The 25,155-nt window shown below is 56.4% G+C and carries 26 protein-coding genes and 1 tRNA gene; 10 read left to right on the top strand and 17 right to left on the bottom strand.

Annotated features, from left to right (window positions below):
* Positions 1 to 48: 48 nt before the first annotated feature.
* From tilS to ybgC, 8 genes are all read right to left on the bottom strand, one after another.
* On the bottom strand, positions 49 to 1,434 hold the full coding sequence (gene tilS, locus C8N36_RS14645) for a tRNA lysidine(34) synthetase TilS (RefSeq protein WP_245910846.1): 1,386 nt from the start codon (positions 1,432 to 1,434) through the stop codon (positions 49 to 51).
* Entirely contained in the window at positions 1,431 to 2,270 is an 840-nt protein-coding gene (locus C8N36_RS14650) for a tetratricopeptide repeat protein (RefSeq protein ID WP_110767914.1), read from the bottom strand. Before C8N36_RS14650 ends, tilS begins: the two co-directional genes overlap by 4 nt.
* A 4-nt stretch (positions 2,271 to 2,274) precedes the next feature.
* On the bottom strand, positions 2,275 to 2,796 hold the full coding sequence (gene pal / locus C8N36_RS14655) for a peptidoglycan-associated lipoprotein Pal (RefSeq protein WP_097805443.1): 522 nt from the start codon (positions 2,794 to 2,796) through the stop codon (positions 2,275 to 2,277).
* Between the two features lie 97 nt (positions 2,797 to 2,893).
* Positions 2,894 to 4,195 (bottom strand): Tol-Pal system beta propeller repeat protein TolB, encoded by a 1,302-nt coding sequence (gene tolB / locus C8N36_RS14660; RefSeq protein WP_370739160.1) that lies wholly within the window; start codon positions 4,193 to 4,195, stop codon positions 2,894 to 2,896.
* Between the two features lie 156 nt (positions 4,196 to 4,351).
* Positions 4,352 to 5,488 (bottom strand): cell envelope biogenesis protein TolA, encoded by a 1,137-nt coding sequence (locus C8N36_RS14665; protein WP_097805445.1) that lies wholly within the window; start codon positions 5,486 to 5,488, stop codon positions 4,352 to 4,354.
* A 9-nt stretch (positions 5,489 to 5,497) separates the two neighbouring features.
* On the bottom strand, positions 5,498 to 5,974 hold the full coding sequence (gene tolR / locus C8N36_RS14670) for a protein TolR (RefSeq protein ID WP_097805446.1): 477 nt from the start codon (positions 5,972 to 5,974) through the stop codon (positions 5,498 to 5,500).
* 3 nt (positions 5,975 to 5,977) lie between these two features.
* The gene (tolQ, locus tag C8N36_RS14675) at positions 5,978 to 6,673 is read right to left on the bottom strand and encodes a protein TolQ (protein ID WP_097805447.1); all 696 of its coding nucleotides are present in this window, start codon (positions 6,671 to 6,673) and stop codon (positions 5,978 to 5,980) included.
* Positions 6,674 to 6,818: 145 nt separating this feature from the next.
* Entirely contained in the window at positions 6,819 to 7,205 is a 387-nt protein-coding gene (gene ybgC, locus C8N36_RS14680) for a tol-pal system-associated acyl-CoA thioesterase (protein ID WP_097805553.1), read from the bottom strand.
* A 225-nt stretch (positions 7,206 to 7,430) separates the two neighbouring features.
* Between ybgC and C8N36_RS14685 the strand changes: the two genes are divergently transcribed.
* Both C8N36_RS14685 and C8N36_RS14690 read left to right on the top strand, forming a co-directional pair.
* On the top strand, positions 7,431 to 8,753 hold the full coding sequence (locus C8N36_RS14685) for a mechanosensitive ion channel family protein (protein WP_097805448.1): 1,323 nt from the start codon (positions 7,431 to 7,433) through the stop codon (positions 8,751 to 8,753).
* On the top strand, positions 8,750 to 9,943 hold the full coding sequence (locus C8N36_RS14690; protein WP_097805449.1) for a TIGR03862 family flavoprotein: 1,194 nt from the start codon (positions 8,750 to 8,752) through the stop codon (positions 9,941 to 9,943). Before C8N36_RS14685 ends, C8N36_RS14690 begins: the two co-directional genes overlap by 4 nt.
* Here C8N36_RS14690 and C8N36_RS14695 read toward each other — a convergent pair.
* The 4 genes from C8N36_RS14695 to dgcN all read right to left on the bottom strand — a co-directional run bounded on the left by C8N36_RS14695 (position 9,930) and on the right by dgcN (position 15,061).
* Positions 9,930 to 12,041 (bottom strand): OmpA family protein, encoded by a 2,112-nt coding sequence (locus C8N36_RS14695; protein ID WP_141468115.1) that lies wholly within the window; start codon positions 12,039 to 12,041, stop codon positions 9,930 to 9,932. The genes C8N36_RS14690 and C8N36_RS14695 overlap by 14 nt on opposite strands.
* Before the next feature lie 10 nt (positions 12,042 to 12,051).
* Positions 12,052 to 12,915: a D-amino-acid transaminase gene (locus tag C8N36_RS14700; protein ID WP_097805451.1), complete on the bottom strand. Its 864-nt coding sequence runs from the start codon at positions 12,913 to 12,915 to the stop codon at positions 12,052 to 12,054.
* 95 nt (positions 12,916 to 13,010) lie between these two features.
* Positions 13,011 to 13,973, bottom strand: a complete 963-nt coding sequence (gene dgcA, locus C8N36_RS14705; protein ID WP_097805452.1) for an N-acetyl-D-Glu racemase DgcA — start codon at positions 13,971 to 13,973, stop codon at positions 13,011 to 13,013.
* An 86-nt stretch (positions 13,974 to 14,059) separates the two neighbouring features.
* The gene (gene dgcN / locus C8N36_RS14710) at positions 14,060 to 15,061 is read right to left on the bottom strand and encodes an N-acetyltransferase DgcN (RefSeq protein ID WP_097805453.1); all 1,002 of its coding nucleotides are present in this window, start codon (positions 15,059 to 15,061) and stop codon (positions 14,060 to 14,062) included.
* 254 nt (positions 15,062 to 15,315) lie between these two features.
* On the opposite strand from dgcN, the gene C8N36_RS14715 reads away from it, so the two are divergent.
* Positions 15,316 to 16,275, top strand: coding sequence for an L-malyl-CoA/beta-methylmalyl-CoA lyase (locus C8N36_RS14715; protein ID WP_097805454.1), 960 nt, complete (start codon positions 15,316 to 15,318; stop codon positions 16,273 to 16,275).
* 116 nt (positions 16,276 to 16,391) lie between these two features.
* Here C8N36_RS14715 and C8N36_RS14720 read toward each other — a convergent pair whose 3' ends face one another.
* Entirely contained in the window at positions 16,392 to 16,844 is a 453-nt protein-coding gene (locus tag C8N36_RS14720) for an Lrp/AsnC family transcriptional regulator (RefSeq protein ID WP_097805455.1), read from the bottom strand.
* 72 nt (positions 16,845 to 16,916) lie between these two features.
* Here C8N36_RS14720 and C8N36_RS14725 point away from each other — a divergent pair, with 72 nt between their 5' ends.
* The 3 genes from C8N36_RS14725 to yghX all read left to right on the top strand — a co-directional run bounded on the left by C8N36_RS14725 (position 16,917) and on the right by yghX (position 19,663).
* Positions 16,917 to 17,510, top strand: coding sequence for a LysE family translocator (locus tag C8N36_RS14725; RefSeq protein ID WP_097805456.1), 594 nt, complete (start codon positions 16,917 to 16,919; stop codon positions 17,508 to 17,510).
* Between the two features lie 84 nt (positions 17,511 to 17,594).
* Complete coding sequence (locus C8N36_RS14730) at positions 17,595 to 18,557, top strand: acetyl-CoA carboxylase carboxyltransferase subunit alpha (RefSeq protein WP_097805457.1); 963 nt, start codon at positions 17,595 to 17,597, stop codon at positions 18,555 to 18,557.
* Positions 18,558 to 18,775: 218 nt separating this feature from the next.
* On the top strand, positions 18,776 to 19,663 hold the full coding sequence (gene yghX / locus C8N36_RS14735) for a YghX family hydrolase (protein WP_097805458.1): 888 nt from the start codon (positions 18,776 to 18,778) through the stop codon (positions 19,661 to 19,663).
* Between the two features lie 72 nt (positions 19,664 to 19,735).
* Here the strand turns inward: yghX and cysK are convergent, their stop codons facing one another.
* On the bottom strand, positions 19,736 to 20,806 hold the full coding sequence (gene cysK / locus C8N36_RS14740; protein ID WP_097805459.1) for a cysteine synthase A: 1,071 nt from the start codon (positions 20,804 to 20,806) through the stop codon (positions 19,736 to 19,738).
* 161 nt (positions 20,807 to 20,967) lie between these two features.
* Between cysK and C8N36_RS14745 the strand changes: the two genes are divergently transcribed.
* Together C8N36_RS14745 and C8N36_RS14750 are read left to right on the top strand one after the other, a co-directional pair.
* Positions 20,968 to 21,681 carry a cytochrome c biogenesis CcdA family protein gene (locus C8N36_RS14745; RefSeq protein WP_097805460.1) on the top strand — a complete coding sequence of 238 codons (714 nt, stop codon included), beginning with the start codon at positions 20,968 to 20,970 and terminating at the stop codon, positions 21,679 to 21,681.
* Positions 21,682 to 21,693: 12 nt separating this feature from the next.
* Positions 21,694 to 22,089 (top strand): thioredoxin family protein, encoded by a 396-nt coding sequence (locus tag C8N36_RS14750; protein WP_097805461.1) that lies wholly within the window; start codon positions 21,694 to 21,696, stop codon positions 22,087 to 22,089.
* 1 nt (position 22,090) lies between these two features.
* Here the strand turns inward: C8N36_RS14750 and C8N36_RS14755 are convergent, their stop codons facing one another.
* Positions 22,091 to 22,735: a GntR family transcriptional regulator gene (locus tag C8N36_RS14755; protein ID WP_097805462.1), complete on the bottom strand. Its 645-nt coding sequence runs from the start codon at positions 22,733 to 22,735 to the stop codon at positions 22,091 to 22,093.
* A gap of 52 nt (positions 22,736 to 22,787) precedes the next feature.
* On the bottom strand, positions 22,788 to 23,477 hold the full coding sequence (locus C8N36_RS14760) for a M48 family metallopeptidase (RefSeq protein ID WP_097805463.1): 690 nt from the start codon (positions 23,475 to 23,477) through the stop codon (positions 22,788 to 22,790).
* Positions 23,478 to 23,594: 117 nt separating this feature from the next.
* Between C8N36_RS14760 and C8N36_RS14765 the strand changes: the two genes are divergently transcribed.
* The gene (locus C8N36_RS14765; protein WP_097805464.1) at positions 23,595 to 23,924 is read left to right on the top strand and encodes a TIGR02300 family protein; all 330 of its coding nucleotides are present in this window, start codon (positions 23,595 to 23,597) and stop codon (positions 23,922 to 23,924) included.
* A 90-nt stretch (positions 23,925 to 24,014) separates the two neighbouring features.
* A tRNA-Ala gene (locus C8N36_RS14770) sits at positions 24,015 to 24,090 on the top strand.
* A gap of 482 nt (positions 24,091 to 24,572) precedes the next feature.
* On the opposite strand, the gene C8N36_RS14775 is transcribed toward C8N36_RS14770, so the two are convergent.
* The gene (locus C8N36_RS14775; RefSeq protein ID WP_097805465.1) at positions 24,573 to 24,986 is read right to left on the bottom strand and encodes a universal stress protein; all 414 of its coding nucleotides are present in this window, start codon (positions 24,984 to 24,986) and stop codon (positions 24,573 to 24,575) included.
* Positions 24,987 to 25,155: the final 169 nt, after the last annotated feature.

Genomic DNA, 25,155 nt, shown 5'->3' on the forward strand with positions numbered 1-25,155 from the left:
CACACACCCCGACTGTTGAAAGGTAACATAGAGATGAAACGCGCTACTTCAATGCGAAAGAAGGAAGCGGGCAAAGCTGTGCCCCGCACGGCCATGGGGCCATAACGCCAAGCCCCCCCCCGGCCCGACGCCAAATGCGTCACAGGCCAATAAAACATCACCTTTCCAAACGGCAGGCAAGCTGCGCGCTGCATGATAAGGTATTGCGGTATCCCGCTTATTTTCAATCAATCGCCATCCCTCATCACCCAGATTGCGAATCTGCGCGCCGTCAGGCAGCGGTGCAGGGATTCGCCACCTTTGATCCCAAAACCCGTGTTGCGGATCGGGTGAGGTCAGATTCTTCAGGGGTTTTTCTTCCCGAAAAATACGCAATTGTTCCTTTTCCGCCCGACATTCGCATCCGTGCAAGGTGCCGCCGCCGCCGCCCAACAGCCGATCAAGCAGCGCTTCTAGAGGCTCTGCCCGTGGCCGGTACGGTGCCGAGGACACATATTGAAGCCCAGCTGCCAAGAGCCGAAGTTGCGTTTCCCGTTCAACGCCATCGAAACCTGATCGGGTTAATAGAATGTCGCCTGTTCGCGCATATTCTGTCCTCCCCTCATGGCCAATGTCGCGCCAGACCTGCACCGCACGTTGCTGCAATGCCTCTTGTGCGCGACGCAACCTTTTCGCAGTCTCGGCAATCAAATCAACGCTAAGGCCAAGCCTGTCCAAGTCCGGCAAGGACTGCCGCACGCGCACACGTTCATATTTGGGATCAAGATTTGAGGGATCTTCGGCCCAGGGGGTCTTGAGCACAGTCAGATAGTGGCGCAGGTCTTCGCGACGCATCGACAAACAGGGGCGCAACACTTCAAAGCTGTCCGATTGCATTTCACGAGCTTCCCGGAACCCAGATTGCGGTGGCAGCTCCCCCAGAAATTCATTCTCTTCGAGCGCGGCTGCGGATCCAGCGCCATGTATCTCTCTTCGATCTCGCATCGCCGACAATCCATCGACGCCCGAACCGCGCTTGAAACGCATCAAAAATGTCTCTGACAAATCATCCTTGGTATGGGCCATCAAAACATGGCGCAACACACCGCGCCAGCGATCAATCAGGTCCAATCGGGCCTGACGGGCCGCATCCTGCAAATTCCCTGAGCCGTCCCAATGCCATTTCACCGTTGCATGTGGCCAGCCAAGCGCCGCACATTCCTGCGCGACCATCGCGGCCTCGGTCGCGCTTTCGCGGCGTAGCCCGTGGTCTATCGTGACAACCCATAACCGCACCCCCCAGACACGTGTCCAGTTGTGCGCAAGGGTCAGCATCGCCATACTGTCGCCGCCACCAGACACGGCCAGACCGATGTCACCGGGAAAATCCGGCCCCAACAGACCGCCCATCGAGTCGGCAAAGCGTTGCTCAAGACTTTGCGGGCTTCGGGTCACTCGCAGCCGAGGTCCGCGCGGCTTCGTTTTGCGTTGGTGGCAAAGTCAGAGGCAGGATACCGGCCCGACACTTCTGCCAATGTCACGCAGGCTTCGGGTTGTGACCCAAGTGCCCCTAAAGAGACCCCCAAACGCCAAAGCGCTTCCGGGGCGGAACGATCATCAGGATAGCCGGAGTAGGCCTTTAGATAGCGCCGTGCAGCTTCGCGAGTGTCGCCCGTCCCGTCCAACGCGCGGCCTTCTGCAACCAAAGCAGCCGCTTCAAGCGGACCAAGTGGATAGGTTTCACGAAACAGGGCAAACAACTGCGCGGCGGCTGCATACTCGCCATCCGTCAGCGCTTTTTGTGCATCCAGAAAATCGGCCTCTTCACTCACGGCCAACTGACCACCGCCGAGCACAAAGCCATCTGAGGGTTCTTCAATCGCCGGAGCGGGCACTGCCACCGGGACAGCGTCTCCGCCGAGTGTCGCAGCCTTGCCCAGCGTTGAGATATCACAATCCGGTTCCAGCTCGCAGAGCCGGAAATCAAGATCTCCCAGCCGGTTGCTGCCATCTTTGACAACGCGGCTGATGCGAAACTCTAGCTCTTCGGTTTTGGCTGTGATCCGCTGCAACTGCCCTTCGATCGCGTTGATCCGGTCCAACTGATCTCCGGACACCACTACAGCGCTGCCGCCTGTGGTGTTCAACTCTTGCTTTAGACGCTGCAATTCAACCGACAAGACGACTATGTCTTGTCGGATATCTGCCAAGGTCTCGGATTGCTGAGCCGAGGTGCCCCCTGCGGTCAGTGCGACGGCCAGAAAAGGCCCCAAAGCGATGCCAAAACGCATGTGGTTACCCCGTCAGACCGGCGGAAAGAATTGTCACAGCCCGTCGGTTTTGCGCGTAACACGCTTCTTGCGAACAAATCTCCAGCGGGCGTTCCTTGCCGTAGCTGACAAATTTCAGACGCGATGCCGGAACCCCACGGGCCACGAGGTATTCCATGACCGCATTCGCTCGGCGCGCACCCAGCGCAAGGTTGTATTCGCGCGTGCCCTGTTCATCCGCATGGCCTTCAATCACCGCGAGGTAATCGGAATTGGTCAGCAGCCATTGCGCTTGCTTGTCCAATGTCGTGCGCCCTTCGGCTGTTACGCTGGCTTGATCGACCAAGAACAAAACCCGGTCGCCAATGCGTTCCTGAAAATGCGCCACCGAAGTCGGGTCATCGGCACTGCCGGCCGCATAGCCCGGAAGTGGATCCAAGGTGCCAGCACCGGCCCCTGCGCCGCCGTCACCAAATCGGTCGGGGCTGGTACAGGCGGCAAGGCCAAGGGCGGCCACCAGCATCAGCGCTTTGGGAAAATGGGTCATTATTACCTGTCCTGCTCTTTGCGTTGAGCGCAGACTAGCACAGCCTGACGCTCTCGGGAATCCGCTTCACAAAGCTGTGCAAGCGCCCGCTGGTTCATTACTGCAGAGGCCCCCAGCTGGGATCTGACGCCCCGGCCGGTGTGCGCACACGTTTCAAATTTCGGCCTGAAATATCTACTGAATACAAGGCCGAAGCCCCCTGTGCGCCTTGGGTTTCGCGGGCAAACATCAGCACACGACCATTGGGGGCCCATGTTGGCCCTTCATCCAGAAACGACGCTGTCAGAAGCCGCTCTTCTGATCCGTCGGTTCGCATCACGCCAATGTGAAAGCGGCCTTCGTTTTGTTTGGTAAAGGCGATCAAATCGCCGCGCGGCGACCAAACCGGTGTGCCGTACCGCCCTTTGCCCGAACTGATCCTGGTCGGTTCCCCGCCACTGGCAGCCATTGTATACAGCTGCTGCGTTCCCGAGCGATCGGATTCAAACACGATCTGGCTGCCATCCGGGCTATAGCTTGGGGCGGTTTCAATGGCAGGCGAAACGGACAAACGGCGGGTTGCTGTGGTGGCTACATCCATTGCCCAAATGTCTGTGTTTGACCCTTGGGTCATCGAATAGACCACCGTGCGCCCATCCGGTGAAAACCGCGGTGCAAAGCTCATGACACCGTCATTGGACTGCAAGATCCGGCTTTGAACATTGCCCACGGTCAATACATGAACACGGGGAAACCCGGTGGCATAGCTGGTATACAAAACCCGATCGCCTGATGGGGAAAAGCGAGGGGCAAGAACGATCGAGCTGCTGTCGGTCAGGTATTGCACATTGGTGCCGTCATAATCCATCAAAGCCAGTCGTTTTTCACGTTTGTTCTTGGGCCCGGTTTCGGAAACAAACACCACACGGCTATCAAAATACGGCGATTCACCGGTCAATCGGGAATAGACCTGATCTGCCACCTTGTGGGCCAATCTGCGCCATCCATCCGCGTCGGATGCGAACTGCATGCCCTGTCCCAGCTCTTGGCCGGCAAAGACATCCCAAACGCGGAATTTGACGATCACGCGGCCAGATGCATCTGTGCTCACAGCACCGGTAATCAAAGCCTGCGCATTGATCGCTTTCCAATCAGCAAACTGCACGGGTGCGCCAAAGCTGCTCACGGTTGAGATATGCGCATCCCGAGCGATTTCGCGGAATAGCCCTGTGCCGGACAAATCATCGGCAATCACCCGACTGATATTTTGCGAATGAACCATTGCATCCGAGTTTTCAGGCACAAAGTTCGGGACCGCGTAGGGCATGGGCTCAACCACACCTGTATCCAACGTCAACCGAAGCGGTTCTTGCGCCATGGCAAAAGAAGGGGTCAGTGCCAGCATAATAGCCAGCAACATCTGTACCAGACGGGTTTGCATCTTGGTCCCTCCTCGGGAACTGCTCTGTCCTAGTGCCCCGGCTCTGTGACCGGCTTGAGGCACTTTAGCCATAATTCCTTGCAGCACAAATACCCCTTTGCATTGGAATTGGCGGGGAATTGCGCAAAACATCACTCATCGAAGGCGCATCTGGGACGGGTCAAAGGTCATTTCGACCCTTTTCCAGTGGTCATACTTCTCTGGTGGCAGCTTATATCCACTTGCCTGACACCGTAAAACGGCGCGGCGCGCAGATTGAAACGCTGCTTCGACGGCCGCGCCAGTGCCACCTTGAGACGAAATCATATGCAAGGTTCCGGCCAAAACGCGGCCTTCACGGTCCAGCTCATAGCCTACGGTTACGGTCACATTTGCCGCCTGACTGCCAACATCAACAATCCAGCAGGCTTCTACAGCTAATTTAAGCCCGTCGGTTTCACCACGTGTCATCGGCGGACCAGCCGGGGCTGAGTTGGTTCCACCACCGGCCAATGCTTCGGCAAGGGCTGCATTCAAAGCATCATCCGCGCTGGGAACCGCAGGTGCGGCTTCGGCAGCGGGCGGCGTCTCAGCGGCAGCGCGCGGTGTCCGGGCCTGCGGGCGCAAGGAAGCGGTCGGCGCACCGGACGGCGTCTCGGCCTCGGTGATAATTTCAGAGGTCGCTTCCTCGGGTGCGGTCGCTTCTTGGGCTTCTTCTGCCTTGTCAGGCGACGAAGCATCAGGCGACACAGCCCTCTGCGTTTCTTCGGCAACGACACTATCGGGGTCAGGCGGGGCAACAGGTGTCGGGGCAACACGCGGCGCGGGGCGCGGTTTCGGACGCACCGACCGCACAGGTGCAGAGGTGCTGGGCAGCGGCGCAGGTTCGGGTGCAATGGGCGCGTCAGGCTCTGGATCCGGCGGCACCAAAACCGGCGGCGTGTCTGTCACCTCAGCCGGTTCCGGTGGCTGCGGGATTTGCGGCAATGCTTCGGGTTGCGGTGCGGGCGGCACCGGTTGCGGATCAGGCTGCGGCGCAGGCTGCGGGTCAGGGCGAGGCGTCGGCCGAACGGGGTCTGGTTCAGGCTCGGGCGGGCTGGGTTGCGCCGGGGCAGGATCAGGGGCAACGGGCGACGGGCTTGACTGCGTTAATGCTGCGAATTGCTGTTCAGATAGAACCGTTACATTGGCGACCTGCATTTCGGGCGGCGCTGAATGAAACAGCCCGCCAAAAAGCAACCATCCAATTGCCAGAGCATGCGCCCCACCTGATATGTATAGCCCGCGTTGCACGTCAGCGCCTTAGTTACCGGGGCCGTTCAAGGCCGGCCCACCCACATCTGTCACCAAACCAATCGACGAAAAGCCACCCGCGTTCAACGCGCCCATAATTTGGGCAACATCTTCGTAGGGCACAACGCCATCAGCACGCAAATAGACCCGATCATCAGCGCGTTCAGCCGCAATTGCCCGCAGACGCGGGATCAGATCGGCGCGGTCGATTTCGGTGCTTTGGATCAACACTGTGCCATCAGCAGCGATGGAAACTGTCAGCGGTTCCTCAGTCTCTTGCGGCAAAGCCTGCGCAGCCGTTTTGGGCAGTTCCACAGGTACGCCGACAGTCAACAGCGGGGCCGCGACCATAAATATGATCAACAGCACCAGCATCACATCCACAAAAGGCGTGACGTTGATTTCCGACATTGGTGCGGCCCCGCCTCTGCGGCCACGTCTGCGGCGGCTGCCGCCTCCGCCGTTTTTCATGACACCCGCGCCCATGGCTCAGGAATCCAACTGGCGGCTAAGGATCGTCGAAAACTCGTCTGCGAAACTCTCATAGCCTGCGATAATACGGTCACTGTCCGCGGACAGTTTGTTGTAAAATACAACCGCCGGAATCGCGGCCATCAAACCAAGGCCCGTTGCCAAAAGGGCTTCGGCGATACCCGGGGCGACAACCACCAAAGACGTATTTTGTTGCTGGGCGATTTCGATAAAGGCGTTCATGATGCCGAAAACCGTCCCGAACAAGCCGACAAATGGCGCGGTAGAGCCAACGGTCGCCAAAACCGGCAGCCCCTTTTGAAGTGCCTCAGCTTCTTTTTGGATAGCGACATCCATGGATCTGTCGATACGGCTTTGGGCGTTAGCGATCAGCCCGCCATCTTCGCGGTGACTGCGGCGCCATTCCATCATACCAGCGGCGAAAATCCGTTCCGCCCTGCCCTTCGGCTCAACTCCGATTTGGTCAAACAACTCATCCAACGGCTCGCCGGACCAAAATGCCTTGTCAAAGGCTTTCGCCTCTTTGCGGGCTTTGCGATAGGACATCAACTTGTCGAAAATGATCCCCCAAGACCAAACCGACGCGATGATCAACAACAACATCACCAACTTAACGGTAAGTGTGGCCCGCGCGAATAGTCCCCACATGGAGAAATCTATCTCCTGCGCTAGGGCAAGCGTTTCTGCTTCCATGACTCTGCTCTTTTTCCTGTCGGCCCCTGTTTACGGGCTCTAATTAGCACCTGTGTTAGCGTATTTGCAGGGGAAAGGCTACTCCTCAGGCATCAATACGCGCAAATCGGCGCAGCTGGGCAATTCCCTGCCAGCCACGCCAAAGTCAGTGAACAGATTTGCGAAGCTGTTTTGGCAGGCGTGTCGGCTGACCTTCCAGGTTCATACAAACGGCTGTCACCTCGGCGCGAAAGACAACTTCGCCATCGCGCAGCACCTCTTGTCCCATAATCAACCGAACGCCGCCCATGCTTCGCACAACGGTTTGAACTTCTAGTTCGTCGTCGTATTTGGCCGCTGACAGATAGTCTGCTTCAATACGCCGGACCACAAAGACCACACCTTCTTCGCGCATGGCGTTTTGATCAAGCCCCATTTCCTTGACCCAGTCCGAGCGGGCGCGTTCGATGAACTTGAGGTAGTTGACGTGATACACGATCCCAGCCATGTCGGTGTCCTCATAGTAGACGCGGATCGGGAAACGGTGGGTCATGAGCGGGCTCCAGTCTTGCAGCAAGGTATGACTGCGCAGAACCATCCGCAAGACCAGCGCCAATCGATTTTTCGACGAAAAATCGCGCGCCACGCTCGCCCAGCCCGCCCCTGAAGCCGCTGGCATGCACACATGCGGGTTTCAATTGCGCATGACGCTCGGCCCTTGTGATTTTCGGCCCACCAAGGCAAGAGTTGGCACAGATACAGACCGGAACCTGCACCCATGAATTTCGACACAGCCTCACTGCCTCCCGTTGTGCAAAATATGCTTGGCTATGCCCTTCAGGTCTGGGACATCGCCAAGGTCTGGGTGCTCTCGCCTGCAGCATGGTCGCAATTCGGACTTTTGCTTGCGGCCTTTGCAGCCTCATATGTCCTGAACAAACGGCTGCGGCCGTTGTTGGAACGCATTTTGACGCCAGAGCCAGGCAAGACGTCGATCCTGTCAACAATTCGCAGGTTTGTGCTGATCTTTGTCCCGCTGCTTTTGCCGCTTTTAGCATGGGGGTTCACCGCGATTGGAGAGCAGGCGACGCGCGCCCTGTTTGGGTCTGGTGCCGTCATCGCCTTTGGCAAACGTGTTTTCTTGCTTCTTGCGGCTCGGATTTTGGTTCAGGAAATCATCACCGACGTTTTCTTACGTGTCTTGGGCAAAACTATTTTGCTGCCGATTATGGTGCTCTATGCACTTGGCCTATTGGACTACGCCACCGCCTATCTGAACGAAATGACGGTATCGCTCGGGAATATCGAGTTCACTGTAATGGCGGTGATCCGCGGCGTCATTGCCGGTTCAATCCTGTTTTGGCTGGGGCGTTGGTCCAATGACCAAACCGGCAGCTATCTTGAAAAACAGGAAGAATTGCGGCCAGCCGCCCGCCAATTGGCCACCAAAGCCGCAGAGCTAACGATCTATGGCATCGCGTTCATCTTGTTGATGAGCATCATCGGCGTACCGCTGACCTCTCTCGCCGTGCTATCTGGTGCCATTGGTGTTGGCCTTGGGTTCGGTCTGCAAAAGATCGCATCGAATTACATCTCCGGCGTAATCTTGCTGCTAGAGGGCCAAGCGACAGTGGGCGACTACGTCGAGCTTGATAACGGCATGGCAGGCACCATTGTCCAAACCACTGCCCGCGCAATGATTTTAGAAACCTATGACGGCCGTTGGATCGTGGTGCCCAACGAGGATTTCATCACCACTCGCGTCATAAACTATTCCGATCAAGGATCTACTAACCGGTACGAAGTGCCGTTTTCTGTCAGCTATAAAACCGACATCAACAAAATTCCTGACATCATTGAATCGGCGGTCGCAAAACATCCGGCTGTGCTGAGCGACCCGTTTCCACCTGACTGTGAATTTCGTGCTTTTGGCGACAGCGGCGTTGAGTTCGCCGTCGAATTTTGGGTCAATGGCATCGATGATGGCCGCCATAAATTCAGCTCGGACGTCGGATTTTTGATCTGGAACGCGCTGCGCGACAACGACATCGAAATCCCTTACCCACATCGGGTTATCGAAATGAGGACCCCCGACACATGAGCCAAACCCTTGTCATAGGCGGCGGACCTGCGGGATTGATGGCCGCGGAAATGCTACTGGACGCGGGCCACGGCGTCATCTTGGCGGATGCAAAACCGTCTTTGGGGCGCAAAATGCTGATGGCAGGAAAATCCGGCCTTAACCTCACCAAAGTCGAACCGCTAGAAACATTCATCGAAGCCTATCGCGATGATGCGGCCCGTCTTAGACCGATGTTGCGGGATTTTGGACCCGGGCAGGTGCGGCAATGGGCGCAAGACCTCGCGCAAGACACATTCGTCGGCTCATCCGGCCGTCTCTATCCAACAGCCATGAAAGCCTCTCCGCTGCTAAGAGCATGGCTGGCGCGATTGATCGCCAAAGGTTTGGACATTCGAACCCGCTGCCGCTGGACGGGCTGGGATCACAATGGTGCAGCCTGTTTTGAGACACCTAAGGGGCCACTGGCTTTAACCGCCGACGCAACCGTTCTCGCCCTCGGAGGGGCCAGTTGGGCCCGTCTTGGGTCAGACGGAAAATGGGCGGATCAAATGGCACAAGGCAACGTGGCTGTCACGCCTTTTGCGGCATCCAATGTTGGTGTTGTCGTTTCCTGGAGCGATCACATGCGCCGCTTTTTCGGCAGTCCGATCAAAAACGCCTGCTTTTCAGCTGGCGACCAAACCCAGCGCGGCGAAGTCATTCTATCCGCGCGCGGGATCGAAGGAGGCGGCATTTATCCGCTTTCACCGTCGCTGCGGGACGGAGCCGCACTGCATATCGATTTGATGCCGGACCTTTCTCATGACGCATTGATCACCCGCCTGAAAAAAACACGCGGGAAACAAAGCCTGTCGAACCATCTGCGCAAAGCCCTGCGTTTGCCCGCGCAGGTCATGGCTTTGCTCAACGAAGTGCAACGGCCATTGCCATCGGATTCCGCCAAACTTGCGCAACTTTTGAAAGCTGTGCCCGTTCCATACACAGGCCTGCGCCCTATGGACGAGGCCATATCAACCGCAGGCGGCGTAGCGTTTTCCGGTTTGACCAGCGATCTGATGATCAAAAACAGACCGGGTGTGTTTTGTGCAGGTGAAATGTTGGAATGGGATGCGCCCACTGGCGGGTATTTGATCACAGCCTGCCTTTCGACGGGCCGCTGGGCCGGACTACATGCAGCCGACTATCTTGACGGGCCTATTTCCAGCTGACCACCACACGGTCACCGCCTTGTGCCTGATCAGCGGTCCGGCTGGTCATTCGATCCGCAGAGACACCACGCTCAATCATCGCAAGGCGAACACTTTCAGTGCGGCGGCGACTAAGCTGCCTGTTCCAGGCGGGCACCTCGGAGCTGGACACCTCGGCGCTGATCTGCGCGGTCAGACTTCCAAATCGGGTGCAGATCCGTAGCACCGCTGCCAAATGCGCCAAGGGCCATTCCGCCCCAAAACCCAAACCAAAGCGGCCAGTTTCAAATGGGATCGGGGGCACCAACCCCATCTGCGCATCACAGTTTTCAACATTCGGCGCAAAACTGAGGGACGGCATCCAATAGCCTTCGGCAAAAATCTGCGGCTGCTGCAAGACAACATGCATCCGGCGCGCGCCCTCTAAGGGGGGAGGTTCGGCTTTGACGTGCAAAACGGTCTTTGGCGGCAAGGCCTGAACCAGCGCCGCCTTGAGCGCAGCTGCATCTTGGCCCGGCATCGGAACCACAGAAACGGTGATCGTGTCCAACGTATAGTCAAGTGAGATGCTCTCAACCTCGCTCAACCAACCCCGAAGAGCCACGAGAACCCGCAGCACCTCCGCGCCTTCCCCGTCCGGAGACACCTGCGGTTTTCCCCGTATTTCAAACCCGCCCAAGGCTTCGGACAGCACTGCAGGCGACAGACCCGCCGGCAGTTTCCCCACCACCGCTGCATTTGTGGCAACATCAAAACTCAATCGGAATTCCGGTGGATTGCCGTCATCGAGCAGCAAAACATCAAAGTCGGCGGCATTGTCCAACACCACATCTGCCGCACGCCGCGCCTGTGGGTCTGCGGCCGTACCGGTCACTGCCACGCCCTCGGCACCATAGGTCAAACGTCCCGCTTCAAGCGCTTTGAGCGCAGGAAGGGCCGCCCAAAACGGCGCATCCCACCCGTGTAGATCAGGATGAGGCGCATAGGTAAGGTCCAATTGGCCAGCGTCGCCAAACCCTGCTTTTTCCAAGAAAACCGCAGTTGCGTCATCCCCCTGCGCGGTCAAAAACGTGCTGGGGACATGGCCCGACAGGGCCAAGGTGCGCCCATCCCATTCGGCTAATAGGCTCAAAGGAATTCCGTCACTTTGAGGAGTTAGCGCTGTAGTAAAAACCACCCCGCCGGGCAATTCACCACCCAAGGTCTCTATCTGCTCGATCGTCTCTTGCGGCATCGGACCGCCTTGGATGGTTAGAACATCCGGACTGACAGTAATCACACCGTCTTCCAGATACTCAAACATTTTCAATGCGATATCCGTCACCGGCTGAAACGTTGGTACGCCCAAATCAACAGCCGCCGTGCGGACTGATCCAACAACATGCCCGCCCAACGCATTCAAGCCAGACGGGGTGTAATCTGGCGGAAGCTTTCCACTATATCGGACGCCCATAATCGGGTCGCGTGAAACAAAGAAACTGTAGGGCAAACCGTCGTCTTGGGTCTTAACGTCCAAGGTAAGCTCATAGCCATCTGGCAGTTGCGCAAGATCCGCCTCAATCGCAGCGGCATGCATGGGTAGCGGAACGGTTCCGGAAACGGCAATCCTGCGGTCAACCACGTCCACGGTCCCATCGACCATCTGCAACAATGCCTGCGCGGTGCGCTGCACAACCTTCGCCCAATCCGCATCAGGAACACCCGCTGCGACAACCAAATCGGTTTGCTCCAGTTCAAGGATCTTTGAAAGGGCAGCCAAGGTCGTCTCTCCGGGTACAAACCCTTGCGCCGTTATCCCCGCATCCGATTTGGACAGTGCTATGGAAAAAGGGGCGGCATTGGGCAAGACAACCCAGTCGCCAATCACAGCTTCCACCCCATCCAAGGCTGCAAGTCGGGCTTCTATCGCCTGCGCGGCTTCTTTTGTTTCCACCCGTCCTTTGGCCGTGACCGCACGCCCCTTTACCGAAATTTGGACCGGATGCTTTTCTTGATACACCGCACCGTCGGCAGCGGCCTTAATACCAGCCGCAACCAACGCGTTTTCATCCGGTACGCGAAAGACACCCAGACCAATAACGGTCAGGATAATTGCAATTATGGCAAAGAGATCGCGCATCGCCGCGCGATCAGATCGCGGCCTTGCGGCTTTCATCCAGATAGATTTCGCGCAAACGCAATGCGTTGGAACCCGGAACGCCCGCGCCGATTTTTGCACCGTCGATTTCAACCACAGGCATCACAAACGTAGAGGCCGAGGTGATAAACGCCTCATCTGCGGCTTGCGCCTCGGCGATGGTGAAATTGCGTTCTTCGACCTGCATTTGCGCTTCGCGGGCAAAGCGCAACACGGCGGCACGTGTGATACCGTGCAAAATATCGTTCGACAAACCACGCGTTACGATAGTGTTGCCTTTGATGAAATACGCGTTGTTGGAAGTGCCCTCGGTGACAAATCCGTCTTCGACCAGCCAAGCATCATCCGCACCGGCCTTTTTGGCCATCATCTTGCCCATCGACGGGTATAGTAGCTGCACAGTTTTAATATCGCGGCGACCCCAGCGTTGATCGTCGATCGAAATGACCTTGATCCCTTTCTGGGCGACAGGGTTATCTGCCAAACCGGGTTTGTTCTGCGTGAACAAGACCAGCGTCGGCGGCGTGGTTTCGGGATCGGGGAATACAAAATCACGATCGTCGGGTGCGCCGCGGGTGACTTGCAAATAGACCATGCCCTCTTCGATTTCGTTGATCTTCACCAACTCGCGGTGAATCTCCAACAACTCATCCATGGTGCAAGGCGACGGCATGTCGAGTTCATCCAAAGAGCGCTGCAAACGCACAGCATGGCCGTCAAAATCGATCAGCTTGCCGTCCAGAACGCTGGTCACTTCGTACACGCCATCTGCCATCAAAAATGCGCGATCAAAGATGGAAACCTTGGCTTCATTTTCTGGCAAATACTCGCCATTCACGTAAACGGTGCGCGTCATGTTATATCTCCAAGTATGAGCGGCTGGCGGGCACGAGGTGCGATTTCACACCTCAAACGCCGTAAAACGTCTGCCGGGTTTCCCCAAATCGGTGTTTAGCCCCAAAGCGCAGGCTGAGGCGGATGCACCCCTTTGTCGTCAAACCGCAAAGGGTTACTGCGGTCTTCGGCCAGAAGAAGCGGCCCGTCAAGGTCCGTTACGGCCACGCCTTGGGCAACCAAGGTCGCAGGGGCCATTGCAAGACTGGATCCGACCATGCAGCCAACCATCAGATCATAGCCTTCGGCCAAGGCGGCTTTTTTCAACTCAAGCGCCTCGGTCAGCCCGCCGGTTTTGTCCAGCTTGATGTTCACCACATCATATTTGCCTTTTAGATTTGGCAGGCTGGCGCGGTCATGACAGCTTTCGTCGGCACAAACAGGCACCGGGCGGTCCATCCCAATCAATGCATCATCATCCCCTGCCGGCAGAGGCTGCTCAACCAAAGCCACGCCCAAGCGCACCAAATGCGGTGCAAGATTGGCGTACACTTCGGCACTCCACCCCTCGTTTGCATCGATGATAATTTGGGCATCCGGAGCACCGCGCCGCACGGCCTCAAGCCGGGGCATGTCATCGGGTGTTCCCAGTTTAATTTTGAGCAAGGGCCGAAAGGCATTGTCGCGCGCCGCTTGCTCCATGTTTTCGGGCGTACCTAGGGACAAGGTATAGGCTGTAATCTCGGGGCCTGGCGCGGGCAATCCCGCCAGCTCCCAAACCGGCACTCCCGCCTGTTTGGCCTCAAGATCCCACAAAGCACAATCCACGGCATTGCGCGCTGCACCTGCCGGTAGCAACCCTTGCAAAGCCTGCCGCGTCACATCAGCAGGCAGGCCTTCAATTTCGGCGGTGACGCTCTCCAAGGTTTCATCATAGCGGGCATAAGGCACACATTCACCGTATCCTGTGTGCCCATCACGGGTGATTGCAACGGTCAGTACTTTGGCTTCGGTGCGTGACCCGCGCGAAATGGTAAACACTTGCGCCAGACGAAACACATTCCGTGTCACTTCGATCATTTAGTTTTCCAAACCTGTCTATCTGCCACCTCGCGGGATGGCGGGTGGGGCGACGCGCGTAGCGCAAGCGTCACCCCGTCATCAGATCACACCGCAGCCAGTGCATCAACCAAACGGCCTGCACCATGTCGATAAGGATCAACCGTTGGCAGCCCCATGCGGTCCTCAACCTGCGCCATATAGGCAACGGCGTCCTCTTCACTCAAATGCTGAGTGTTTACCGAAATACCCACGACCTGACAGGCCGGATTGGACTTGCGCGCCAATGGCAGGGCCGTATCGCGCAACTCTTCTAGGGACGGCAAAGAAAACCCGGGCAGGCCGCGCATGTGCTCGCGCGTTGGTTCATGACACAGGATCAACGCGTCCGGCTGGCCTCCATGCACCAAAGCCATGGTCACGCCAGAATAGGAAATATGAAAAAGCGAACCCTGCCCTTCGATCATATCCCAATGATCTTCTTCATTGTCTGGTGTCAGATATTCGATCGACCCGGCCATAAAGTCCGCAATCACCGCATCCAAGGGAACCCCATGTCCAGTAATCAAGATGCCAGTTTGGCCTGTCGCGCGGAATGTCGATTTCATACCGCGTTCTTGCATAACGGCGTCCATCGCCAGTGCTGTGTACATTTTTCCGACTGAGCAATCCGTCCCGACAGCCAAACAACGCTTGCCAGTGCGGTTCACCCCATTGGCGATAGGATACCCAACAGTCGGCACCCGCACATCGTGCAGGGTTCCACCAAAGGTTTGAGCGGCCGCCACCAGATCACCCTCGTCGCGAAGAAGGTTGTGCAAGCCCGAAGCCAGATCGAAACCCATTTCCAACGCTTGAATCAGAACTTCTTTCCAAGCAGGTGAAATCATGCCGCCGCGATTGGCCACGCCAATCACAAGCGTTTTGGCACCAGCGGCCTTGGCCTCGGCCAATGTCATGTCATTCAGACCCAGGTCCGCGCCGCAGCCCGGCAGGCGAATTTGACCCAGGGCATTTTCAGGGCGCCAGTCACGAATGCCGATGGCGACCTTTGCGGCCAACATGTCCGGCGCATCGCCGAGAAAAAGCAAATATGGTGTTTCAATCATGGCGCGTCCCCAAAAGTGCAGGTGTGTTTTTAACTTGACGAAGTTTGGCCCGCATTTTTCAGAATATCCTTGCTAGATTGCGAAGCTGAGCCTCAATTTTCGAAGATTATCCGGTAAATGAAATTTATTCGCGAAATTATTCGACGCGCCGCAGCGCAGAAACACATGCAGGTTCTTTTTGCTTGCGCAGCATTGCGCAATTTAATAACCCGTGAGGTAGAGAAATCGAAATTTCCTTACCGAAGGGATCTGCCATGAGCTTCCGAATTCAACCCACCGCCCCTGCCCGCCCCAACCGTTGCCAACTGTTTGGCCCCGGCTCGAACACCAAGCTGTTCCCGAAAATGGCGGCTTCTGCGGCAGATGTCATCAATCTGGATCTCGAAGATTCCGTCGCGCCTTCGGATAAAGACACCGCCCGCGCCAATATCATCGAGGCGCTTAACACCATTGATTGGGGCAAAAAATACATGTCCGTGCGCATCAATGGGCTCGATACGCCCTATTGGTACCGTGACGTGGTCGACCTGTTAGAACAAGCCGGTGATCGCATTGACCAGATCATGATCCCCAAGGTTGGCTGCGCCGCCGATGTCTATGCTGTTGATGCGCTTGTCACAGCGATTGAAACAGCCAAGGGTCGCACTAAGCCGATCAGTTTTGAAGTCATCATCGAATCGGCCGCCGGTCTGGCCCATGTCGAAGAAATCGCGGCGTCTAGCCCGCGCATGCAAGCCATGAGCCTTGGCGCGGCAGATTTCGCCGCTTCGATGGGGATGCAGACCACTGGCATCGGTGGGACGCAAGAAAACTATTACATGTTGCACGGCGAGACGCGGCACTATTCAGATCCATGGCATTGGGCGCAGACCGCGATTGTTGCGGCTTGCCGGACGCATGGTGTTTTGCCGGTCGACGGACCCTTTGGTGACTTCTCGGACGACGAAGGCTATATCGCTCAGGCCAAACGGTCAGCGACATTGGGCATGGTTGGCAAATGGGCTATCCATCCTAAGCAGATTGCGCTGGCCAACGATGTTTTCACCCCCTCAGAAACCGCTGTAACAGAAGCGCGCGAAATTCTGGCGGCGATGGAAACGGCCAAGGCCAATGGTGAGGGGGCTACGGTCTACAAAGGCCGCTTGGTCGACATCGCCAGCATCAAACAAGCCGAAGTGATTGTCGCGCAATCGGAGTTGATTGCAGCATCTTAAATCAATGCTGAATGTCAAAGCGGCTGGTTCCCATGTATCGGTGGCCGGCCGCTTTTGTCGTTGGAGCGAGGGGCCAGCCCCTCGCGCTCCCCGGGATATTTAGGGACAGAAGAAAATCAAGCGCGTTCGTCTTTTGGGGAGCCCATCACAACATAGGAGGTTATGGAATTAACCTGTGACAGCGTCCCCAACACTTCTGTGTGGAAGTGTTTGTAGTCCGCTAGGTCTGCGACTTCGACACGCAGCAGGTATTCAACTGCACCAGTTGTATTGTGACATTCGCGAACCTCGGGCGCGCGGATCATTGCACCTTCGAATGCTTCTTGCGCTTCCTTATTATGTTTGTTTAGACCAACGGTCACATAAGCCGTAAAACCGATCCCGACTTTTTCGGGATTGAGAACAGCACGATACCCTGTAATCACTCCGCGTTTTTCCAAAGCGGCGACACGGCGCAGACAAGCCGATGGGGACAGTCCCACAAGATCCGCTAAGGCAAGATTGCTCAGCCGCCCATCCAAGGCAAGCTCGCGCAATATTCGGCGGTCAATTTCATCTAATTCGCTCATATATTGTGAAGGCTGCATCCTGACGCTAAATTTTGCAACCATTGGTCGGAAAAAATAAGCAATCTTGCCTGCATGACACAAGATATATTCCTCGCACTTGCGATATTTGCTTTTAGCACCGTGTTCACACCCGGGCCCAACAACCTGATGCTCATGAGCGCGGGAGCCAATTTTGGTGTGCGGAGGTCTTTGCCGCATCTCGCCGGCGTGGCCTACGGGTTTCCGTTGATGATCTTGATGATCGGTTTAGGCGTTATGAAACTGTTTGAAGTCTGGCCCGTTAGTTATGATGTTTTGCGGATTGCCTCGGTCGCTTACATCCTTTGGCTGGCTTGGAAGATCGCGACCGCACAGCCGCCAAAGGATGCGCCAAGCGATGCGCAACCTTTGACTTTTGTGCAGGCGGCCGGGTTTCAGTGGGTCAATCCAAAGGCTTGGTCTATGGCATTGGGAGCAATCACCCTTTACGCAACTTCGCGGGATGTCAGCGCCATCCTTTGGGTGTCGGCAACCTACGCAGTGATCGGTACCGTGTCAGCACTGTCGTGGACGGTTTTGGGAACGGGTGTGCGCCGCCTTTTGGCAAAACCTGAACGCTTGCGCATATTCAACGGAATCATGGCCGCGCTTCTGGTTCTTTCGATGATTCCGGTTTTGATCAGCTAACACAAAATCAGGCCCTGCTATTTGTCCGAGTTGCATCCGTGCAAAAGCCACGCCATATAGCATCAAGACTTTGAGGAGCATCGCATGGCCCATTATCTAGACTTCGAAAAACCTCTTGCCGAAATCGAAGGCAAGGCGGAAGAGCTGCGTGCGATGGCGCGCGGCAATGAAGATATGGATATCGAGGATGAAGCCGAGGCGCTTGATCGCAAGGCCAAAGACCTTCTCAAGGATCTGTACGGAAAGCTGACACCATGGCGCAAATGCCTGGTCGCACGTCACCCCGACCGGCCACATTGCCAAGAATACATCGACGCCCTGTTCACGGAATTCACGCCTTTGGCCGGGGACCGCAACTTTGCTGACGATCATGCCGTTGTTGGCGGATTGGCCCGTTTCAACGATCAACCCGTTATGGTGATTGGTCAGGAAAAGGGAAATGACACCAAAAGCCGTATCAAACACAACTTTGGCATGGCCCGCCCCGAAGGATACCGCAAAGCGGTGCGCCTGATGGAAATGGCAGGACGTTTTGGCCTGCCAGTTGTGACTTTGGTCGACACGCCCGGTGCCTACCCCGGCCTTGGTGCAGAAGAGCGCGGCCAATCCGAAGCCATCGCCCGATCTACCGAAAAATGTCTTGAAATCGGAGTGCCACTGGTTTGCGTTGTCATTGGCGAGGGCGGATCCGGCGGGGCCGTGGCCTTTGCTGCTGGCAATCGCGTCGCCATGCTGGAGCATTCGGTCTATTCGGTGATCACCCCCGAAGGCTGCGCCTCGATCCTTTGGAAAGACGCCGAAAAAATGCGCGATGCCGCCGAAGCGCTGCGACTGACAGCCAACGATCTTTATCAGCTTGGCGTTGCTGACCGTGTGATACCAGAACCTCTGGGGGGGGCACATCGGGACCGGGCAGCCGCAATCAAAGCTGTCGGATCCGCAATTGCCGGCATGTTGGGCGAGCTCAAGGGCCAGTCCAGCGAAGAGCTGATCGCAGCACGTCGCAAGAAATTTCTTGAAATCGGGTCGCGCGGATTGGCCGCCTAGGGCGAACTCTCAAAACACGGGCACGAAATTCGGGTTCGTCTCCGCTTGGGGATGCGCCCTTTTCTTTGGCAAAAATCGCTTTTGCTCTTCGACATGTAGTCACATTTCAGTGTGCTTCCGCATTCGAACCAACTCATCTTTGACTCGCTGCGTCAGATCGGCGCATGCTATCCAAGCAGGGAACACCAGCCTCTTGTTAGCAGCAAAAAGGGACTAAAATGACCAGATTGACCGCGAAAGATTTTGATCCAAAACTTTTGGAACTTTACGATTTTTATGCCCACGGAATGATCACCAAACGGCAGTTTCTGGAACGTGCCGCAAAATTCACCGTAGCAGGCATGACGGCGACAACAGTGTTGGGGTTGATGTCCCCGAACTATGCATTGGCTGAACAGGTGTCGTTCAATGCCCCCGAGATCGAGCCAGAATACATCATGTATCCATCCCCCAACGGCCATGGCGAAGTGCGCGGCTATATGGTGCGCCCCGCCAAGGTAGAAGGCAAGCTGCCCGCTGTTGTGGTTGTTCACGAAAACCGCGGGTTGAACCCGTACATCGAAGATGTCGCCCGCCGTTTGGCCAAAGCAGGATTCATGGCCTTGGCACCGGATGGGCTGACCTCAGTCGGCGGATACCCCGGAAATGACGCTGAAGGGCGGACACTGCAAAAGACTGTTGATAGCACCAAGCTGATGAATGATTTCTTTGCTGCTGTTGAATTCCTGATGGCGCACGAAGGATCAACCGGCAACGTCGGGATTACCGGATTTTGCTATGGCGGCGGCGTGTCGAATGCCGCAGCGGTGGCTTACCCCGAACTCAAAGCCGCCGTTCCCTATTATGGCCGTCAGGCTGCCGCAGAAGATGTCCCGAAAATCCAGGCCCCGCTTTTGTTGCACTACGGGGAACTGGACGAGCGGGTGAATGCTGGCTGGCCCGCTTATGAAGAAGCACTGAAGGCCAACGGCAAAGACTATGAGGCCTATATTTATGAAGGGGCCAACCATGGGTTCCACAATGACAGCACGCCGCGCTTTGACGAAGCGATGGCTGACTTGTCTTGGGAACGCACCCTAGCGCATTTCAAAAAGCACCTCGCGTAACACACTCTTGTTGCTAAACAGTTTGGACTGGCGGCGCAGTTGCCAGTCCAATTTTCGGTCTGCCGCTTTATATCACCCCATTTGGGCCGTGGGCGTGGATTGGGAAATTGCGATTTCCTCCGCGCTCATTTCTTCTTCGGTTCCATCGAACAAAGGGGTCGACAGATAGCGTTCGCCGGTGTCGGGCAGCATGACCAGAATATTGGCTCCGGCAGGTGCATCTTTGGCCACCTGCATCGCGGTGGCAAAGCTCGCTCCGCCGGAAATGCCTGTAAAAATCCCCTCCTCGGCCGCAAGGCGTTTTGACCAAGCAATGCCATCCGGACCAGACACTGTTATCAAACTGTCAAACCCTTTTTTATCAATCGCTTCTTGTAAAACGAATGGGATGAAATCAGGTGTCCAACCTTGGATCGGATGCGGCTCAAAACTTGGATGGGTTTCGCTTGGCTGGCGGGCGGCATTGCGGGTGTTCACATAGCCAGACCCGATCAGCGCCGCATTTGCAGGCTCGGCCAGAATGATTTTCGTGTCCGGACTTTGCTTGCGAAGCACCCGGCTGACACCGGTTACCGTGCCGCCTGTGCCAAACCCCGTGACAAAATAATCCAGCGTTTCATCTGCGAAATCCGCCATGATTTCCTGGCCTGTGGTATTTTCGTGAATATCCGCATTGTCTGCCGTTTCGAATTGCGACGCCAGAAACCATCCATTCTTCTCCGCCAGCTCAATCGCTTTGTTGACCATACCGAACCCTTTTAGGGCCTTCGGAGTGGTGACAACCTGCGCGCCGTAGAACCGCATCAAACGACGGCGCTCGACCGAAAACGCTTCGGACATAGTGATGACCAGCGGATAGCCCTTCGCGGCGCAGACCATCGCCAGCCCGATACCGGTATTGCCCGAGGTCGCCTCGACCACGGTTTGGCCGAGCTTCAGCCGCCCGTCCCGTTCGGCAGATTCGATGATGTTCAACGCCAAGCGATCTTTGACAGAACCTGCGGGATTCGCCGCTTCGAACTTCACAAAGACATTGACGTGATCTGGTGCAATGCGGTTGATCTTGATCGTCGGCGTATCGCCAACGGTGTCAAGAATACTGTCATAGCGCTGGCCGCGCCCGGTTGTTGTTCGAATGCTCATGATTGGGATCCAAATATTACGAATGGGGTGTTGCCAAGCAGCATAGCCGACACACCCCCAAAGCTCTAACGAATAGACTTGCAACAATCCCCACGTGGACGTGAAGAAAACCCGTCGATTGTTTAAGTGACAGTGCTTGGAGCATCCGCAATATAGTTCACATGGAATATATCTTTGCATATGGTGCGGGTCTGCTGACCCTGATTAACCCCTGCGTCGTGCCGGTTTTACCGATTGTAATCGCAGGCGCGCTTCAGTCCGGACGGCTCGGTCCCGTTGCGATGGCCGCGGGTCTTAGCCTGAGCTTTGTAACGCTTGGTGTCAGCGTAACGGCTTTTGGTCATTTGCTAGGGATCAACATCGATACGATCTCCAAAGCCGGAGCTGTGTTGATGATTTTGTTCGGGATCGCCTTGCTGATCCCGCGCGCCAGTGCCGTTCTGGCCGGAGCAACCGCAGGGATGTCTGCGCGTGCGGACGTACAGATGGACTCTGTTGACCGATCAGACCTACGCGGGCAATTTTTGGGCGGCTTGCTGCTTGGCGCAGTCTGGAGCCCCTGTATCGGCCCGACGCTGGGCGGGGCAATTTCGCTGGCCTCGCAGGGCGAAGGCCTGCTGCGCGCCACAGTCATCATGACGGCCTTTGCACTGGGGGTGTCGACCCTGATCCTAGGCCTTGCCTATGGAACCCGTGGCGCGATTGGCCGCTACAATACCCAATTGCGCAGCTTGGCCATTGCGGCACGTCCCATTCTCGGGGCCGTCTTCATCCTGGTTGGCACCGCGCTTTTGCTAAATTGGCACCACTATATCGAAGCCTGGCTGATCGGCGCATTGCCCGCTTGGCTGATTGACCTATCTGTCTCTCTCTAAAAGGAGTTCCCTATGGACCGTCGTACTTTTCTAGCCGGCCTAACCGCCACTGTGCCATTTGCGGCCAATGCCAGCGCCGACTACACCCCCGGATTGGTAAAAAAACATCTCGCCCAAGGTGATGTTGTCTTTCTGGATTTCAAAGCCAGCTGGTGTTCAACCTGTGCCGCCCAAGAACGGGTGATCAAAAAGCTCAAGGATGGGAATCCGAACTACGAAGCCAAGATCACCTTTATTGACGTGGATTGGGACACCTACGGCAGCTCTGATCTGGTCAAAAGTATGAAGATCCCGCGCCGCTCGACCCTTGTTGCCTTGAAAGGCGATCAGGAACTGGGCCGCATCGTCGCCCAAACCTCGACCGCATCTATCAAAGGCCTCATGGATACTGCACTGGCAGCAGGTTGATTTAGCTAGCCAGCATCCTCAGGCCCTGCGTCACATCCGAACGCACAGCCAACCGCAGGCCGGGTTCATCCCCGGACTGCAACGCGGCAAGGATAAGACGGTGATACTGCGGCGCTTCGGTGCGGCGCAATCGCCCATAAAGCATCCGCATTGTAGGCCCCAGCTGCAACCAAACGGTTTCGCACATCGCCAACATTGCTGGCGCCTGCGCCCGCAAATACAGCGTCCGGTGGAATTCCAGATTGGTCCGGATATAGCCCACCGCATCGCGATTGCTGACAACATCAGCAATGCCGTTGTTGATGTTCTGCATCCGCTCGATCAGCTGCATGTGCGCGCGCGGCAGCGCCCGACTGGCCAGTTCGACCTCAATCAAGGCGCGCAGCGCAGCCAGTTCTTCGATACGTTCGTTGGACAATTCCGGCGTCGACAATCTGCCGGAGATCGACATTTGCAACGCCCCTTCGGCGACCAATCGCTGCGCAGCTTCGCGGGCCGGTGTCATCGAGACCCCGAATTCCTTGCCCAACCCCCGCAGCGTGAGCGCCTGACCTGGCGCGATCTGTCCGTGCATGATTCGAGTACGCAAGCCGCGATAAACGCGGTCATGGGCAGAAGCTGTTTCAAGAGGTCTTAAACTGTGCATACGCGTATGTGATCACAAAAATCGAAAAGGTCAATGCGCCGGATAACCGCCATCAATCAAACCGGAAGCGATGCAAAGCCGCCCCGTTTTCGCGCAGCCATGTGCGCGCGGGCTTCCAATCACCGTAAATCCGTTCAACCTGTGCCCAAAAGGCCGGTGAATGGTTCATTTCCGCCAGATGCGCCACTTCGTGGGCCGCGACATAATCCAAAATCTCGCGGTCGGCCAAAATCAAACGCCATGAAAACATCAACCCGCCATCATGGGTGCAAGACCCCCAGCGCGACCGCGTATCGCGCAAAGTCAGCCGATCATAGGGCCGCCCCAAACGCTGTGCATATTCATCACATGCCTCTGCCAAGCGGTCGCGCGCCAAAGTGCGCAGCCAGCCTTTGACACGGGCCGCCACGCGGTCCTCGGGGCCCGGCACACGCAAGGCCCCGTCACTGCGCTGCAAAGACCGCCCCGAACCGGGCTCAATGCGCAACATTTCGCCTTCGACCGGAATTTGGGTGCCAAGGGCAACCGCCACATCAACATCGCGTTTTGAGAGATGGCTGCGCAGCCATGTCTCTTTCTCCCGCAAAAACGCCATCCCTTGCGATTCGGGTACCTTGTTTGGCAAAGTCAGCGTCACACGGCCATCAAGCTGCGACATACGCAGCGACAACCGCTTTGCCCGCGCCGAACGCCGCAAAATAACATCAATCGGAGGGTTCCCCGGCAGGCTGAACTGGCTCATATGCCCCTTACTATCATTTGCCTTAGTCATTCGCGCGTCAAAGCCTTTGACACCGGCGTGTTGATATGGCAGTTGGCCCAGATTGTCGAACAGACCACGAGTTGAAGGGGACTACCCATGCCCAATGAAGAATGGGGCGTCAAGCGCGTTTGCCCGACCACCGGAAAGCGTTTCTACGACCTAAATCGCAACCCAGTTGTCAGTCCCTATACTGGCGAGGTTGTTAATATCGAGACCGGTAAGAAGTCGCTGATGGCGGCGGATGCTGCGGATCAGGCCAACAAAAAGGCCAAAGAAGAAGAAGAGGCGGAAGTCAATCTGCTGGATGATGATGACGACGTTGATGTTGATATCGACGACGACACAGTTCTGGAAGATGAAGATGACGACGACACGGTTTCGCTTGACGAAATCGCAGATGTTGCCAGCGACGACGACGACTCTTAAAAAACTTTGCGTGGCGGGATTTTTTCGCTTGATCCCGCCCGCAGCATTGCTTAGTCACCGCCTCACGGCAACGACGACGCCAACATTGATGGGGCCTTAGCTCAGCTGGGAGAGCGCCTGCATGGCATGCAGGAGGTCAGCGGTTCGATCCCGCTAGGCTCCACCATCACCCTAGCACAACAGTATATCGCAATAGCGATCCGCCCCCATGGACGGGTGCGTTTTCAGGCAACCGGGCTGATTTGCGCGGTGGCCCGTGGGCAAGTGCGTTTCCAGTCAAATATGCAATTTTGTCTGGAAACGACAAAGACGTCCATGGAACCGGCCTATTCGGTCATGGCCTAAAAATCTTCTATCGTGCCGCACAGGCGTGCAATCGCATCAATCATGGAGAACCGTGAGGTGGATCGCTGATTGTCATCATCCGCCCGCACTAACGATTGCCCTTTTTGAAAATTCCGAATGCACGGGGACACCTACATGTCCGATGCAAGTGCTTTCCAAGCGTTTCTCATATTGCGCAAGGCCGCAAAGTACGGTTCGGCAAACGGAAAGGCCCCACATCGGGGGCCCTTCAAACTCACTTTGACAAGATACCCAAAACCTTCGCCCGCACACCTGAACGACCACAGTTCAGGTTAAACCAACCTATCTAAGTACAAAAACCGCACAGGACGCGTGACGCACCACCTGTGTGGCGGTGGATCCCAGCAAAAGATCCTGCATTCCCGGACGGTGCGATGCCACGACAATCAAATCAGGTGAATTGGTCTCAGCCCAATCCAAAATCGTACGCCCCGAATGGCCGTCCACAACCAGACCGACACCACCTTCGACTTGGGCAGCGATTCCTTCAAGCTCGTCCTCAATGGCTTGGCGCACCTGAGCAGAATAACCTGCGGGCAGATAGCTAATCGCGTAGCCCGGAATTTGCTCCATCACATGGAGAAATGTAATCCGCGCACCTTCTGCGGCCAATGAACGGGCGACCTCGGACGCCTGTTTAACCTTGGCATCGTTGCCATCCTCGAATGCGACGGGGACTAGAATATTTTTATACATAGCGCTGACCTCCTGCCCGGATCATGCGCCGAGACAATCCCTTGCGCCTTGATTCAAGTCAGATCACTTCGGCAGAGCGCATCCACATTTTTGCCACCTTTTTTTCACATTCTCCATTTACCATAGTTCAAAGCAGCAGAATGCAGCTTCCCCGATCCACTTGATCGCC

It is taken from the genome of Pelagimonas varians, assembly GCF_003208435.1.
Lineage (GTDB): Bacteria > Pseudomonadota > Alphaproteobacteria > Rhodobacterales > Rhodobacteraceae > Pelagimonas > Pelagimonas varians.